The organism is Azonexus sp., assembly GCF_030824335.1.
In the GTDB taxonomy this organism is placed as follows: Bacteria; Pseudomonadota; Gammaproteobacteria; order Burkholderiales; family Rhodocyclaceae; genus Azonexus.
In genome coordinates this window covers 215,761-230,882 of the sequence record NZ_JAVBXX010000006.1, presented here as the reverse complement: position 1 = coordinate 230,882, position 15,122 = coordinate 215,761, and the positions used below count along the sequence as shown (strand labels likewise).

Genomic DNA, 15,122 nt, shown 5'->3' with positions numbered 1-15,122 from the left:
TCAATTCGTCAGGTGGGCGGACAACCCAAGTCGGGCTGCCATGGGATGAATCATGTTACACACAGAACACGTGTGTCAACATTTTTTGTATCGCTTTAGAAAAAATCTGTTTTATCGCGGAAGAAAATACAGGGAAAATTTTCTGCAAATACTAAAAACACCCAGCAATCACGGTTGTTTTATATTGATATTTTTGTGCAACGCGGAATAAATTCCGCTATACAAAACTCGATTCTCTGTGCTGTAATGTGATACGACATGAAACAACATGAAGCAACAATCGGTAACGTGTAGCAAAACCCAGCGCTGCGCCGCCACCTGACAGGAGAATCGATATGTCCCACCCGCTGCTCGACAAACACCGCGCCACGCTTGATGGTGCCCTGAACGCCATCGCCACCCGTGGTTACTGGTCGGCCTATAACGAAATGCCCAGCCCCAAGGTCTATGGCGAAACCGCTCCGGCCGATGGCAAGAGTGCATTTGATGCCCACCTGGGCAAACAGTTCGTGCTCGACCAGCCAGGCCAGAACGCTTGGCATGGGGGCGAGCAGTCGCCCTATGGCATCGACCTGAACGTGACTTATCCGGTGTGCGACATCGAAGCCCTGATCGCCGCCGGCAATGCCGCGATGAGCGGCTGGCAGAAAATCGGCAACGATGGCCGGACCGGCATTTGTCTGGAAATTCTTGATCGCCTGAACAAGCAGAGTTTCGAGATCGCCCATGCCGTGATGCTGACCACCGGCCAGGGCTGGATGATGGCCTTCCAGGCCGGCGCGCCGCACGCCCAGGATCGCGGCCTGGAAGCGGTCGCCTACGCCTATCGCGAACAGGCTTTCGTTCCGGCTGATACCGTCTGGGAAAAGCCGCAGGGCAAAAACCCGCCGCTGGTCATGAAGAAGCACTTCCAAGTCGTCGGCCGTGGCATCGGCGTCGTTGTCGGCTGCGGCACCTTCCCGACCTGGAATACCTACCCCGGCCTGTTCGCTGCGCTGTCCACCGGCAACGCGGTGATCGTCAAGCCGCACAGCAATGCCATCCTGCCCGCCGCGATCACCGTGCGCACGATCCGCGCCGTGCTGGCCGAAAACGGCATCGACCCCAATCTGGTCACGCTGGCTGTGGCCAACGACCGCGCCACGACGCAGAAACTGGTCACCCACCCGGCCGTCAAGTCGGTCGATTTCACCGGTGGCAACGTCTTCGGCCAGTGGCTGATCGACAACTGCCGCCAGGCGCAGGTTTATGCCGAACTGGCTGGCGTCAACAACATCGTCATCGACTCGACCGACAGCTACAAGCGCATGCTCGGCAACCTGGCGTTCACGCTGTCGTTGTATTCCGGCCAGATGTGCACCACCTCGCAGGCTATTTTCGTCCCGGCCGGCGGCATCGAAACCGACGAAGGCCACAAGTCCTACGACGAGGTTTGCGCCGATCTGGCAAAGTCCGTCACCGGTTTCCTGAGCAAGCCGGAAGTCGCCCACGCCGTACTCGGTGCGATCCAGTCGGCCGATACCCTGAAGCGTATTGAAGAAGCCGCTTCCGGCAAGCTGGGCAAGGTCATTCTCGCCCCCACCAAGCTGGACAATCCGGAATTCCCGAAAGCCGAAGTACGCACCCCGCTGCTGCTGGCGTGTGACGCCGGCGACGAAGCCGCCTATATGGAAGAGCGTTTCGGCCCGATCAGCTTCATCGTCAAGGTCGCCGACACCGCTGCTGCCATCGCCCTGTCCGAACGCATTATTGCCACCCACGGCGCGTTGACCGCAGCAGTCTATTCAACCCAGCCCGCCGTTATCGAGGCAATGACCGAAGCCACCTGGCGTTCCAAGGTCGCCCTGTCGATCAATCTGACCGGCGGTGTCTATGTCAATCAATCGGCGGCTTATTCCGATTACCACGGCACCGGCGGCAACCCGGCAGCCAATGCGTCCTACGCCGATTCCGCCTTCGTCGCCAACCGCTTCCGCGTTGTCCAGCGCCGCTACCACATCTGAGGTTTGCCCATGCAATTCGAAAACATCCTCTTTGACGTCAGCAACGGCATCGCCCGCCTGACCCTGAACCGTCCGGACAAGCTGAACAGCTTTACCGACGACATGCACGCCGAACTGCGCGTCGCGCTGGATCGCATCCAGGACGACAAATCCATCCGCGTGCTGGTGCTGACCGGCGCCGGCCGCGGTTTTTCCGCCGGGCAGGACCTCGGCGACCGTGCCATGCAGATCCAGGCCGGCAAGATGCCGGACATCGGCAACACCGTCGAACGCAATTACAAGCCGCTGGTGCTGCGCCTGCAGAACCTGCGCGTGCCGACCATCGCTGCGGTCAATGGAATTGCCGCCGGCGCCGGTGCATCGGTCGCGCTGGCCTGCGATCTGGTGATCGCCGCCAAGTCCGCCTCCTTCCTGCAGGCCTTTTCCAAGATCGGCCTGATTCCGGACACCGGCGGCACCTGGTTCCTGCCGCAGCGCGTCGGCATGGCACGCGCCATGGGTCTCGCCCTGCTGGCCGAGAAGCTGCCGGCGGAAAAAGCCGCCGAATGGGGCCTGATCTGGCAGTGCGTCGAGGACGCCGAGTTCGCTGCTACGGTCGACGCCATCGCGACGCAACTTTCCACCGCGCCGACCAAGGCGCTGGTCCGTACCCGCCAGGCCATGCACGCCGCACCGGGGCACACGCTGGAACAGCAATTGTCGTTCGAGGGCAGCTACATGCGCGAGCTCGGCTGGTCGCCGGATTACGCTGAAGGCGTCGCCGCCTTCATGGCCAAGCGCGCGCCCAACTTCACCGGGGAATAAGCGATGACCGCTCTCGCCCAAATGGCGGTCGTCGCCGTGGTCGGCACCGGCGCCATGGGTGCCGGCATTGCGCAGATTGCCGCGCAGGCCGGCCACCCGGTCAAGCTGCTCGACAATCGGCCCGGCGCTGCGGAGAAAGCCATCGAAGGCATCCGCGCCCAGTTCGCGAAAATGGCCGAAAAAGGCAAGTTGACCGCAGAAGCCGCCCAGGCCGCCGGCCAGCGCCTGCAGCCGGTCGCTGAACTGGCCGAACTGGCCGACTGCGCGCTGGTGGTCGAAGCCATCGTCGAAAATCTCGAAGCCAAGCAGAAGCTTTACGCCGACCTGGAAAGCATCGTCGGCAGCGACTGCATTTTCGGCACCAACACCTCGTCGATTTCGGTCACCGCCATCGGCGCTGCACTGAAGCAACCGGAACGCCTGGCCGGCCTGCACTTCTTCAACCCGGCGCCACTGATGGCGCTGGTTGAAATCGTTTCCGGCCTGGCCACCACGCCGGCCGTCGCCGATACGCTGTTCGACACCGCCAAAGCCTGGGGCAAAACCCCGGTGCACGCCAAGTCGACCCCGGGATTCATCGTCAATCGTGTGGCCCGGCCGTATTACGCCGAAGCCCTGCGCCTGGCGCAGGAAGGTGCTGCCGACTACGCGACCATCGATGCGGTGATGCGCGAAGCCGGCGGTTTCCGCATGGGGCCGTTCGAGTTGATGGACATGATCGGCCACGACGTCAATTTCGCCGTGACCAATTCGGTCTGGCGCGCCTTTTACAACGACCAGCGTTTCCTGCCCTCGCTGATCCAGCAGGAACTGGTCGATGCCGGTTTCTACGGCCGCAAGAGCGGGCGCGGTTTCTACGATTACCGCGAAGGCGCCGTGCGGCCGGCGGCAAACACGATGGCGGCGCATACGCCAGCCGGCAAAATCACCATTTTTGGTGAGTCGACCGCTGCAGAAGCACTGGCTGAACGCTTGCAGCACAGCGACCTGAGTTCCAGCCGGGCGCCGGCGACCGATGGCCGCATCGCCGAAATCGGCCGCGCCGTCATTTACGTCACCGACGGCCGCAGCGCCACGCAACGCGCTGCCGAAAGCGGCGTCGCCAACACCGTGCTGATCGATCTGGCCCTCGATTACTCACAGGCCAAGCGCCTGGCCATTGCCGTGGCCGAACAGTGTGAACCGGCTGCCGCCGCGTCGGCCGTCGGCCTGTTGCAGGCCGCCGAATTCGCCGTCTCGCGTTTCCACGACGTACCCGCCCTGGCTGTCATGCGCACCGTCGCCATGCTGGCCAACGAAGCGGCGGATGCGGTCAACCAGGGTGTTTGCTCGGAAAGCGCGGCCGATTCGGCCATGCGTCTGGGCGTCAATTATCCGCAGGGGCCGCTAGCCTGGGCCGATCAGGTGGGCGTTGCGACGATCTGCGATGTGCTGGCCAATCTTGGCTCCACCTACGGCGAAGACCGTTATCGCATCTCCCCGCTGCTGCAGCGTGCCGTTTTTGCCGGAAGGAACATCCATGACTGAACCGAAACTCAGCCTTGCCGAAGCGCAAGCCCTCGCCGAAGCCACCGCCGAAGCGATGTGGTCACGCGACCGTGCGGCCCAGGCGCTGGGCATGAAAATCATCCGTGTCCAGCCGGGCAGCGCCCTGCTCACCATGCCGGTACGCGGCGACATGGTGAACGGCCACCACATTTGCCACGGCGGCATGATCTTCAGCCTGGCCGATACGGCCTTTGCCTACGCCTGCAACAGCTACAACAAGAATACGGTGGCCTCGGCCTGCCATATCGATTTCCTGGCACCGGCCCGCGAAGGCGACCTGCTGGAAGCCGAGGCCGTCGAGCAGTCGGCGGCTGGTCGTACCGGCGTGTACGACATCACCGTGCGCATTGCCGGCGGCAAGACCGTCGCGCTGTTCCGTGGCAAGTCCTATCGTATCAATGGCGAAGTGATCGCCGGTTTGCAGCAAGCCGACCAGCCTGCCTGAACAACAAAAGAGAGAGGAGACAATCATGACTGCAAAAAAACCCCTGCCCGGCGATCTTGAGCCGATTGAAACGGCCAGCCGCGACGAAATTTCCGCGCTGCAACTTGAGCGCATGCAATGGTCGGTACGCCACACCTACGACAACGTCGAGGCCTACCGGAAAAAGTGCGTGGACAAGGGCGTCCATCCGGATGATCTGAAGACCCTGGCCGATCTCGCCAAGTTTCCGTTCATGACCAAGCTGGACCTGCGCGACAACTATCCGTTCGGCTTGTTTGCCGTACCGCGCGACAAGGTGGCCCGTCTGCACGCCTCGTCCGGCACCACCGGCAAGTCGGTCGTCGTCGGCTACACCGCCCGGGATATCGAAAACTGGTCTGACCTGATCGCCCGTTCGCTGCGCGCCGCCGGCGTCCGGCGCGGCGACATGGTGCATAACGCCTACGGCTACGGTATGTTCACCGGCGGTCTTGGCGCCCATTACGGCATCGAACGCCTCGGTTGCTGCGCCGTGCCGATGTCCGGTGGTCAGACCGAGAAGCAAGTGCAGCAGATCATGGACTTCCGGCCGGACGCCATCATGGTCACACCATCCTACTCGCTGGTGATTGCCGAAGAATTCGAGCGCTTGGGCATCAAGCCGGATGAAATTTCACTCAAGGTCGGCATCTTCGGTGCCGAGCCGTGGGGTGAAGGCATGCGCGCCGAAATCGAACGCAAGCTCGGCATCGACGCCATCGACATCTACGGCCTGACCGAAGTCATGGGGCCGGGCGTCGCCTGTGAATGTATCGAGTCCAAGGACGGCCCGGTGATCTGGGAAGACCACTTCTACCCGGAAATCATCGACCCGGAAACCGGCGAAGTTCTGCCCGACGGTGCCGAAGGCGAACTCGTCTTCACCTCGCTGACCAAGGAAGCCTTCCCGGTCATCCGTTACCGTACCCGCGACCTGACCCGCCTGCTGGCGCCAACGTCGCGCGCCTTCCGTCGTATCGGCAAGATCACCGGGCGCACCGACGACATGCTGATCATCCGCGGCGTCAATGTCTTCCCGACCCAGATCGAGGAACAGATCCTGCGCGACCAGCGGCTGGCCGGCAATTACCAGGTCGTCGTCACCCGTGACGGCCACATGGACAACCTGGAAGTGCGCTGTGAAGTTCAGCGCGAGCTGTCCGGCAAACTGCCGGCTGCAGAAATCCAGCAAATGACCAAGGAACTGCAGCACCGCATCAAGACCATCATCGGCGTGTCGACCAAGATCACCATTATGGAATTCGACGCCATCCCGCGCACCCAGGTCGGCAAGGCCAAGCGTGTGCTCGACGAACGCCCGAAGCAGAACTGAGGAAAACACCATGATTGAAGCCTTTATCTGCGACGCCATCCGCACCCCGATTGGCCGCTACGGCGGCGCGCTGGCTGGCGTGCGCGCCGACGACCTCGGCGCCATTCCGCTCAAGGCACTGATGGAACGCAATCCGCAGGTCGACTGGACGGCCGTCGATGACATCATCTACGGCTGCGCCAACCAGGCCGGCGAAGACAATCGCAACGTCGCCCGCATGTCCGGCCTGTTGGCCGGCCTGCCGATCGAAGTGCCGGGCACGACGGTGAACCGCCTGTGCGGCTCCGGTATGGATGCGGTCGGTCTGGCCGCCCGCTCGATCAAGTCCGGCGAAACCTCGCTGATGATCGCCGGCGGCGTCGAAAGCATGTCGCGCGCACCGTTCGTGATGGGCAAGGCCGACTCCGCCTTTTCGCGCAACGCGGCAATCTACGACACGACCATCGGCTGGCGCTTCGCCAATCCGCTGATGAAGAAGCTCTACGACACGCACTCGATGCCGCAGACGGCTGACAACGTGGCCGAAGAATTCAAGATCAGCCGTGCCGACCAGGACGCCTTCGCCATCCGTTCGCAACAGCGCTGGGGCGCCGCCGATGCGGCCGGGCGTTTTGCCGACGAACTGGTGCCGGTGGTCATCGCGCAGAAAAAAGGCGATCCCAAGGTCGTCGACCGCGATGAGCATCCGCGGCCCGAAACCACGCTCGAACAACTGGCCAAACTAAAGGGTGTGAACGGCCCGGACCTGACGGTCACTGCCGGCAACGCCTCCGGCGTCAATGACGGCGCCTGCGCGCTGCTCATCGCTTCCGCCGCTGCCGCCGGACAATACGGACTGAAGCCGCTGGCCCGCGTGGTCGGCATGGCAACGGCCGGCGTACCGCCGCGCATCATGGGTTTCGGCCCAGCCCCGGCAGTGCGCAAGGTGTTGGCGCAGACCGGCCTGACGCTGGACCAGATGGACGTCATCGAGCTGAATGAAGCCTTCGCGGCGCAAGCGCTGGCCGTGCTGCGCGACCTTGGCCTGGGCGACGACGCAACGCATGTAAACCCGAATGGCGGCGCGATTGCCATCGGTCATCCGCTCGGCATGAGCGGTGCCCGCCTGGTCACCACCGCGGCTTACGAACTGCAACGCCGAGGCGGACGCTACGCGTTGTGCACCATGTGTATCGGTGTGGGACAGGGCATCGCGATGATTATCGAGCGGGTCTGAAAACTGTTTCAATTTTTCAGAATACATTCCATAATCCGTAACACATTAATTCAAAACAGAGGAGACAAATCCATGAAGCAAAGCATGAAGAAACTCGCTGCCGGCGCTGCGCTGGTCCTTGGCGCTTTCGGTGCCTACGCTGCCGACCCGATCAAGATTGGTTCCGTTCTGTCGGTAACCGGCCCGGCTGCTTTCCTCGGCGACCCCGAACTGAAGACCCTGCAACTCTACGTGGACGACATCAACAAGAAGGGTGGCGTCATTGGTCGTCCGCTTCAGTTGGTGCATTACGACGATGGCAGCGATGCCAACAAGGCGAACGGTTTCGCCAAGCGCCTGATCGACGACGACAAGGTTGACCTGATCGTCGGCGGCACGACCACCGGCGGCACGATGTCGATGGTGCCGCTCGTCGAACGCGCCGGTATCCCCTTCATTTCGCTGGCCGGTGCCGTCGTGATCGTTGAGCCAGTCAAGAAATTCGTTTTCAAGACCCCGCACACCGACCGCATGGCCGCTGAAAAAGTCTTCGAAGACATGAAAAAGCGCGGCCTGACCAAGGTTGCCCTGTTCTCCGAAACCTCCGGTTTCGGCCAATCCGGCAAGAAGGAAACCGAAGGCGTTGCCGCCAAGTACGGCGTCACGCTGGTGGCCAATGAAACCTACGGTCCGAAAGATACGGACATGAGCCCGCAACTGACCAAGATCCGCAATACGCCGGGTGTCCAGGCCGTGTTCATCTTCGGTCTGGGTCAGGGACCGGCCATCGCCACCAAGAACTACAAGCAACTGGGCATTACCCTGCCCTTGTATCAGTCGCACGGCGTCGCTTCGGATGAATTCCTGAAGCTGGCCGGCCCGGCTGCCGAAGGGGTGCGTCTGCCCTCCCCGGCTCAGTTGATCCCGGAAAAACTGCCAGCCAACGATGCCCAGAAGCCGGTCGTCACGGCCTATGACAAAGCTTACAAGGCAGCCTACAAATCCGAGGTTTCGACCTTCGGCGGCTACGCCTACGACGGCTTGATGATTGCGGTCGACGCGATCAAACGGGCAAATTCCACGGACAAGACCAAGGTCCGCGATGCCATCGAAGCGACCAAGGGCTTTGTCGGTACCAGCGGCACTTACAATATGTCGGCAACCGACCACATGGGCCTCGACCTCTCCGCCTTCCGCATGCTGGAAGTCAAGAACGGCGACTGGTCGCTGGTTCAATAAAGCGCGGCAAACAATCATTCGACTTGGCCGCCAGGGTGACTTGGCGGTTTTTTTTTGGAGAAACAGCAATGACACAAGTGGTATTGACAGAAATCCACGGCAAGGTAGGCCTGATCCGCATCAATCGTCCAGAGGCGATGAATGCATTGAACAACGAAGTAGTCGATGCCATCGGTGCTGCGGTCGACGCCTTCGAAGCCGATGAAAACATCGGCTGCATGGTCATCACCGGCAACGAAAAAGCCTTCGCCGCAGGAGCCGACATCGGTTTCATGAAGGATTTCGACTATATGCACGCCTACAAGACGGACTTCATCACGCGCAACTGGGAACGCATCAAGACGACGCGCAAACCGGTCATCGCGGCAGTCGCCGGCTTCGCACTCGGCGGCGGCTGTGAAATGGCGATGATGTGCGACATGATCTTCGCGGCCGATACGGCCAAGTTCGGCCAGCCGGAAATCCGCCTCGGCACCATGCCCGGCGCCGGCGGCACCCAGCGCCTGCCACGCGCCGTCGGCAAGGCCAAGGCAATGGACATGTGCCTGACCGCCCGCATGATGGACGCAGCCGAAGCCGAGAAGGCCGGCCTCGTCGCCCGCATCATCCCGGCCGATCAACTGCTGGAGGAAACGATGAAGGCCGCCGCCACCATCGCCGGCTACTCGCTACCGGTGATCATGATGATCAAGGAAACGGTCAATCGCGCCTACGAAAGTTCGCTGAACGAAGGTCTGCTGTTCGAGCGCCGCGTCTTCCACTCGGCCTTTGCGCTGGAAGACCAGAAGGAAGGCATGGCGGCCTTCGTCGAAAAACGCAAACCGGTGTTCAAGAACCGCTAAGCATTTTTCCACCTGTCAGACTGCCTTGCAGGGGCAGTCTGGCAGGCATCAAAGCGGATGCAGGTCGAAGCGCTTGAGCAGTTCCCCGGTTTCACAAACCGGCAAACCCATGATGCCGGTATAGCTGCCGGCAATGTATTCGACAAACAGCCCGGCCTTGCCCTGGATGCCGTAGGCGCCGGCCTTGTCCATTGGATCGCCGGACAAGACGTAATGCCGGATTTCATCGTCCCCGAGTTGGCGAAAGCGCACCTCGCTCACGGATAGTACGTATTCCGTGCGGCCCTGATAACAAACCGCCACGCCGGTCAGCACTTTGTGGGTCCGACCGGAAAGCCTTGTCAGGATGGCAGTCGCATCGGCGGCATCAAGCGGTTTCCCGATGATCTCGCCATCCAGGGCCAATGTCGTATCTGCGGCGAGCACCGGCCGCTGCAGCAAGCGCCGTTCATTGACCAGACTCAGGCCGTACCCGGCCTTGGCACGGGCTACCCGCTCAACATAGGCCACCGGGTCTTCAGTCGGCAGAGGCGTCTCATCAACTTCCGGGTCGGATCGTGGGCCACCGCGAAACAGTATGGTTTCAAAATCGATCCCGACCTGATGCAGCAACTCACGGCGGCGCGGGCTGCGCGAAGCAAGATAGATACGCATTATCCCTCCCGATGATAGGGGTGATTTTTCAATACGCTGACCGCCCGGTAAAGTTGTTCGCACAACAGCAAACGCGCCATGCCGTGCGGCAGCGTCAGGCTGGACAGGCGCAACTTGTCGTCGGCCTGTTGCTTGAATTCTTCGTCCAGCCCGTCGGCCCCGCCGATCAGCAAGGCGACGTCCCGGCCATCCTGCATCCAGACTTCCAGACGCCGGGCCAGCTTGAGCGTAGTCAGGTCGTCGCCTTTTTCATCGAGCACGACAATCCGGCAACTGCCCGGCAGGGCATCGCGGATGCGGGCCTTTTCAGCAGCCAGCAACTGTTCACGGGTTTTGGAGCCACGCGGTTCCGGCTTGATTTCGCTGACGCTGGCCGCCAGTTCGCGCGGCATGCGCTTCAGATACTCGGCGCAGCCATCGTTGACCCAGTCGGGCTGGCGATGGCCGACAGCCAGTATCGCCAGCTTCATTCCTTGGCGGCCGGCTCCGCCAGCTTGCGGCGCTGGGCCGGCGTCACCTGCCAGAGTTCTTCCAGGTTGTAATGGGTGCGCACGGTCGGCAGCATGACATGGACAACCATGTCGCCAATATCGACCAGCACCCATTCGCCCCCGGCTTCGCCCTCGGTCGAAATAATCTCGCCGCCGGCCTCTTTGACCTTTTCGACGACATTCTGGGCCAGCGCCTTGACCTGGCGATTGGAATCGCCGGTCGCAATGACCAGTCGATCGAACATCGAGGTCAGCTTGCTGGTGTTGATGACTTCGATATCCTTGCCCTTGATATCTTCAAGGGCGGAAACGACGATTTTTTGTAGCTTGCGTATGTCCATCAGGAGTTTCTATAGAGAGAATGGGACGAAATATAGTCGAGAACGGTGTCCGGCAGCAAATAACGCGCAGATTGAGCCTTGGCCAACAAGCCGCGTATCTGGGTTGCCGATATTGCCAGCTGGGTCATGGCGAAAGTAACGATACCGCCGGCTGGCGCGGCTTTCAGGTCGGCCACCTGTGCCAGATGGCGGCTTGAAAAAACCTCGCCGAGGGCGTCAGGCAAGGCGGCGACGTCAATGGGAAAACCGGGACGATGCGAGACCGCAACATGGGCCAGGGCAAAAATATCGCGCCAGCGATGCCAGCCAGCCAATCCGGCGAAGGCATCGGCGCCAACCAACAGTACCAACGGCTGCTCATTGCCCAGTTCGCGTCGCAGACGTTCCAGCGTATGCACGGTATAACTCGGGGCTGCGGTTTCGACCTCCGACGCATCCACTGAAAATCGGGGATTATCGGCCGTCGACCGCAAAACCATGGCCAGGCGCTGGGCCGCCGTCACTTGCGGCGTGTCGCGATGCGGCGGATTGCCGGCCGGAATCCAGCGGATTCCGCCCAGCGCAAGCCGCTCGATGGATTCTTCCGCCAGCCGGAGGTGACCGTAATGAACCGGATCGAAGGTACCGCCAAAAATCCCCAGCGGCTCAGACAATTTCCGAAATACCGAAAATATCGCGGTAGCCAACATAGAAGCTGGCGAACACCGTAGGGGCAACAACCAGAGCCATGGCAACACTGACGATCACGGCAGCAAATTGCTGCAAACCGGGCAGAACGATCAACAACAAACCCAGCACAAGTCCCGGCAAAATTGCCGCCGACAGCAGCAGCCCCAAGCTGTAGACCAGAAAGGGCCGCCAGTTCATCGAGCAGGCCATGAAACTGAAAAACAACGACTTGCCCAGCGGCAGTCGATGCCAGGCCGCCAGTACCGGCGCGAACCACCAGGCCATCAGGACGGGCGTCATCAGCAAGGCAACGAGCAAGGCCGGCAAGGTGAAATCCGCACTGCTCAGCGCAGCTTTTTCTTCCCGGCTATCGGCCAGCATGAAACGCAGTAACTCACCCCCATCAACAATGGTGGACAAGCCCAATGCGGCGAGCGTTGCAAATAGATAGAGTGCGCCGAGCAACAGCAGGGTGCGGGTATTTTCGCGGAAGCCCCCCAGCAGGGTCCGGATATTTGCCGATTGCCCGCGCTCTACGTTGCAAGCTGCCTGCATCAAGCCGACCGACAAGCCGGGGATGGCGACCGATGCCGCCAAGGCACCGATCAGCGGAAACAGGTTAAGAAACACAATGGCAAACCAGTAGGCCACCACCAGCATCGACAAGGTCAGCGGGTTGCGCCGGTAAATAGCGAAGCCGGCAGTGATCCAGCGCCACCCGGCAGCCGCCGGCAAAGTTTGCGCCCGCATCTCAGGCCTCCAGGAAAATATCGCGGTAGGACGCGTAGACCGCAGCCGAGAACACCGGCAGCAACAGCAGCAATCCCAAGCCGATCGGCAGCATGGCAAAGAAGCCGGCAACCACGAGGAAAATGCCGAAAATCGACATTGCCAGCCAGTTTTTCAAGCCGGCGGCGAAACTGGCCTTCATCGCAGCCAGCGGTTGCATGTCATGAAAATAAACCAGGGCCGGGGCAAACCATACTGACATGATGACGGGAACGGACAACACAAGGACCAGCAGAAAGGCCAGCATGACGCCGCCAAAGGCGATGCCAAAGCCACCGACCTTGCCGGTGATCGCGCCGCCAAGCAAGCCACCGCTGACCAGCAGAAAGGCCAGAAAAGCGATACCGAACATACCGACAGCGAAAAACACACCAACCATGACCAATTGCCCGGCGCGCTGGCGAAAACCGGCAAAGAGTTCGCCAATCTGCGGTTCGCGCTCATCGGCAATGGAGCGACAGATCTGCAGCATCCCGGCACCGAATAGCGGCACCAGCAGATGCGCCGCGACCTGACCGAACAGCGGCACAATGGAGATCGCCATCAACATGACCAGCATCAGCACACTGCTGCCTAGCCAGATACCGGGATGCGCCAAAAATGTCGCCCACCCCTGGGTCAGCCAGTCAAAGCAGGCACCGGGGTCGACCTCTCGGCTATCGCCATCGAATGGTGCCGGGGCCATCGGGAATACGGGATTTTCGTTCATGCGCGGATGCTAGCCGGGGAGCGGATCGGGGGCAAGGCGGAATTGCTCAAGCAGGTAGCGGAATTCATCCGGATTCTTGATCGTCACCACGTCGCCGGCCCGCGGGCTATGCCGGGCATCGAGTCGAAGCAACCAGAAACGTAGCGCGGCAGCACGCCGCTGAGCCGGCCAGGCATGGCGTTCTGCTGCGGTCAACGGGCGAATTTCCTGATATCCGGCGCACAACGCTGCCAGTCTTTCCGGATCCAGGGACCAGTCATTGGCGACCACCGCCAGGTCGAATAGCCAAGCATCGACACCGGCGAAATAAAAATCGAGCAAGCCCGACAGTTGACCGGCATCGTCCCACAGCACGTTATCGCGGAAGAGGTCGGCATGAATGACCCCCTGCGGCAAGGCCGCGTAATTCTGGGCGGACTGGAATGCCAGTTCATCGCGCAGCAAACGGGCTTCATCGGCAGGCAAAGCCGGCAGCAGCACTTCGCCAATCGATTCACGCCAGGACGCGCCACAAGGATTGACCGGCGCATGTTCCAGCCCTGCGGCTGCCAGATGCAACTGTGCCAGCGCCCGGCCAACCGCCCGGCAGTGACTGCTGGCCGGATGTTCGATGGCTCGTCCGGGCAAACAGGAGAGCAGGGCGGCCGGCTTGCCGTTAAGCGGACGCCAATAATTAACAGCCCCGACAGGCGTTTGCGGTAGCGGACAAGGCAAGCCACGCGCCGCCAGATGCGCCTGCAGGCGCAAATAGAAGTCGAGCGTCGAGGCATCGAGCGACTCGAACAGCGTCAGCACAAAACGCCCGGAGCCCGTGGTGACGAAATAATTGGAGTTCTGCATGCCGGCAGCGATACCGACATGCTCGATCAACTCACCCAGCGCCAACGGCTGGAGCCAGGCCGCGAGTTCAGCGCGCCCGACCGAGGTATAAACAGACAAGATTTACCAGCTATGAATGACCCACATCGGCGGGCGCACCGGGTTGGGATTGATCTCGCTTTCCATCATCACGCCGTCACCCTGACGATCGACCAGATAGTAAGGTTTGCCGACACTGGGCGTGACCTTGACCATGTACAGCTTGCCCTTGATCCGGTATTCCTCACGCGTTTCCTTGGCGTTCCGGACGATGGTCACCTGCGGCTCCATCGCTGCATCAAAGGCTTCCATTTCCGGCGGCGGTGGCGGCACGGCGGGCAGCGGTTGCAAATCGCCCTGTTGCGCCGAGACGGGCAAGACGGGCAAGACGGCGAACAACAGAATGGCAAGCAGGCGACGCATGATATTTCCTCGTGAATTGGCCTTCATTTTATTACAGGTTAAGCATCAACTCGCGCTCGGCCGGTAACGGGCTGAACGGACGCGCCTCGTAATGCTTGAAGATGGCTTCGACGACTTGTTCCGGCTGGTCGATCAGCTGGATCAGATACATGTCCTCGGCATCGATCATTTTCTCGCGCACCAGCGTGTCGCGAAACCAGTCGACCAGCCCTTTCCAGAAATCCGAACAGACGAGAATGATCGGCATCTTGCGCGCCTTGCCGGTCTGGATCAGCGTCAGCGCTTCCATCAGTTCGTCGAGCGTACCGAAACCGCCGGGCATCACGACATAAGCGCTGGCGAAGCGGACGAACATGTACTTGCGGGCAAAGAAGTGGCGAAAGGTCTGCGAGATATCCTGGTAGGGATTGTTGGCCTGTTCGTGCGGCAACTGGATGTTCAGGCCGACCGATGGCGACTTGCCAAAGAAGGCGCCTTTGTTGGCCGCTTCCATGATCCCCGGTCCACCGCCCGAGATCACCGAGAAGCCCGAATCGGACAGCAAGCGGGCGGTTTTTTCCGCCAGTTCGTAATATGGCGTGCCTTCCGGGATACGCGCACTGCCGAACATCGTCACCGCTGGTTTGATCGCGGCCAGCCGGTCGGTGGCCTCAACGAACTCTGACATAATGCCGAAAATCCGCCAGGATTCGCGGGCCGTCGCGCTCTTCAGCGCAGCCTCCGTCTCCACGCCCATCACCAGTTTATCGCTCTCGGTCATC

At 61.1% G+C, this 15,122-nt stretch carries 17 protein-coding genes; 8 read left to right on the top strand and 9 right to left on the bottom strand.

Annotation, left to right across the window (positions count from 1 at the left end; genetic code table 11):
• The first annotated feature begins 335 nt into the window (after positions 1-335).
• The 8 genes from paaN to RCI20_RS03330 all read left to right on the top strand — a co-directional run bounded on the left by paaN (position 336) and on the right by RCI20_RS03330 (position 9,427).
• Positions 336-2,003, top strand: a complete 1,668-nt coding sequence (gene paaN / locus RCI20_RS03365; RefSeq protein ID WP_306603133.1) for a phenylacetic acid degradation protein PaaN — start codon at positions 336-338, stop codon at positions 2,001-2,003.
• A 9-nt stretch (positions 2,004-2,012) separates the two neighbouring features.
• Positions 2,013-2,807: a 2-(1,2-epoxy-1,2-dihydrophenyl)acetyl-CoA isomerase PaaG gene (paaG, locus tag RCI20_RS03360; protein WP_306603132.1), complete on the top strand. Its 795-nt coding sequence runs from the start codon at positions 2,013-2,015 to the stop codon at positions 2,805-2,807.
• Between the two features lie 3 nt (positions 2,808-2,810).
• On the top strand, positions 2,811-4,334 hold the full coding sequence (paaH, locus tag RCI20_RS03355) for a 3-hydroxyacyl-CoA dehydrogenase PaaH (RefSeq protein ID WP_306603131.1): 1,524 nt from the start codon (positions 2,811-2,813) through the stop codon (positions 4,332-4,334).
• Positions 4,327-4,800: a hydroxyphenylacetyl-CoA thioesterase PaaI gene (gene paaI, locus RCI20_RS03350; RefSeq protein ID WP_306603130.1), complete on the top strand. Its 474-nt coding sequence runs from the start codon at positions 4,327-4,329 to the stop codon at positions 4,798-4,800. The genes paaH and paaI overlap by 8 nt, the downstream gene beginning before the upstream one ends.
• A gap of 25 nt (positions 4,801-4,825) precedes the next feature.
• Complete coding sequence (gene paaK, locus RCI20_RS03345) at positions 4,826-6,151, top strand: phenylacetate--CoA ligase PaaK (protein ID WP_306603129.1); 1,326 nt, start codon at positions 4,826-4,828, stop codon at positions 6,149-6,151.
• A gap of 10 nt (positions 6,152-6,161) precedes the next feature.
• Complete coding sequence (pcaF, locus tag RCI20_RS03340) at positions 6,162-7,367, top strand: 3-oxoadipyl-CoA thiolase (RefSeq protein ID WP_306603128.1); 1,206 nt, start codon at positions 6,162-6,164, stop codon at positions 7,365-7,367.
• 72 nt (positions 7,368-7,439) lie between these two features.
• A complete protein-coding gene (locus tag RCI20_RS03335; RefSeq protein ID WP_306603127.1) occupies positions 7,440-8,585 on the top strand; it encodes an ABC transporter substrate-binding protein in 1,146 nt (381 codons plus the stop codon).
• Positions 8,586-8,653: 68 nt separating this feature from the next.
• Complete coding sequence (locus RCI20_RS03330; RefSeq protein WP_306603126.1) at positions 8,654-9,427, top strand: enoyl-CoA hydratase; 774 nt, start codon at positions 8,654-8,656, stop codon at positions 9,425-9,427.
• A gap of 48 nt (positions 9,428-9,475) precedes the next feature.
• Here RCI20_RS03330 and RCI20_RS03325 read toward each other — a convergent pair whose 3' ends face one another.
• Genes RCI20_RS03325 through RCI20_RS03285 form a run of 9 tightly spaced genes read right to left on the bottom strand, consistent with a single transcriptional unit; the run spans position 9,476 to position 15,121 of the window.
• Positions 9,476-10,081 carry a nucleoside triphosphate pyrophosphatase gene (locus RCI20_RS03325; RefSeq protein WP_306603125.1) on the bottom strand — a complete coding sequence of 202 codons (606 nt, stop codon included), beginning with the start codon at positions 10,079-10,081 and terminating at the stop codon, positions 9,476-9,478.
• Positions 10,081-10,551, bottom strand: a complete 471-nt coding sequence (gene rlmH / locus RCI20_RS03320; RefSeq protein WP_306603124.1) for a 23S rRNA (pseudouridine(1915)-N(3))-methyltransferase RlmH — start codon at positions 10,549-10,551, stop codon at positions 10,081-10,083. The genes RCI20_RS03325 and rlmH overlap by 1 nt, the downstream gene beginning before the upstream one ends.
• On the bottom strand, positions 10,548-10,913 hold the full coding sequence (rsfS, locus tag RCI20_RS03315; protein WP_306603123.1) for a ribosome silencing factor: 366 nt from the start codon (positions 10,911-10,913) through the stop codon (positions 10,548-10,550). Before rsfS ends, rlmH begins: the two co-directional genes overlap by 4 nt.
• Positions 10,913-11,566 carry a nicotinate-nucleotide adenylyltransferase gene (nadD, locus tag RCI20_RS03310; RefSeq protein WP_306603122.1) on the bottom strand — a complete coding sequence of 218 codons (654 nt, stop codon included), beginning with the start codon at positions 11,564-11,566 and terminating at the stop codon, positions 10,913-10,915. The genes rsfS and nadD overlap by 1 nt, the downstream gene beginning before the upstream one ends.
• Positions 11,559-12,332 (bottom strand): BPSS1780 family membrane protein, encoded by a 774-nt coding sequence (locus RCI20_RS03305; protein WP_306603121.1) that lies wholly within the window; start codon positions 12,330-12,332, stop codon positions 11,559-11,561. The genes nadD and RCI20_RS03305 overlap by 8 nt, the downstream gene beginning before the upstream one ends.
• Position 12,333: 1 nt before the next feature.
• Complete coding sequence (locus RCI20_RS03300) at positions 12,334-13,080, bottom strand: BPSS1780 family membrane protein (protein ID WP_306603120.1); 747 nt, start codon at positions 13,078-13,080, stop codon at positions 12,334-12,336.
• Between the two features lie 9 nt (positions 13,081-13,089).
• Positions 13,090-14,019 carry a homoserine kinase gene (locus tag RCI20_RS03295; protein ID WP_306603119.1) on the bottom strand — a complete coding sequence of 310 codons (930 nt, stop codon included), beginning with the start codon at positions 14,017-14,019 and terminating at the stop codon, positions 13,090-13,092.
• A 3-nt stretch (positions 14,020-14,022) separates the two neighbouring features.
• On the bottom strand, positions 14,023-14,361 hold the full coding sequence (locus RCI20_RS03290) for a DUF2782 domain-containing protein (RefSeq protein ID WP_306603118.1): 339 nt from the start codon (positions 14,359-14,361) through the stop codon (positions 14,023-14,025).
• Between the two features lie 31 nt (positions 14,362-14,392).
• Complete coding sequence (locus RCI20_RS03285) at positions 14,393-15,121, bottom strand: TIGR00730 family Rossman fold protein (protein ID WP_306603116.1); 729 nt, start codon at positions 15,119-15,121, stop codon at positions 14,393-14,395.
• Position 15,122: the final 1 nt, after the last annotated feature.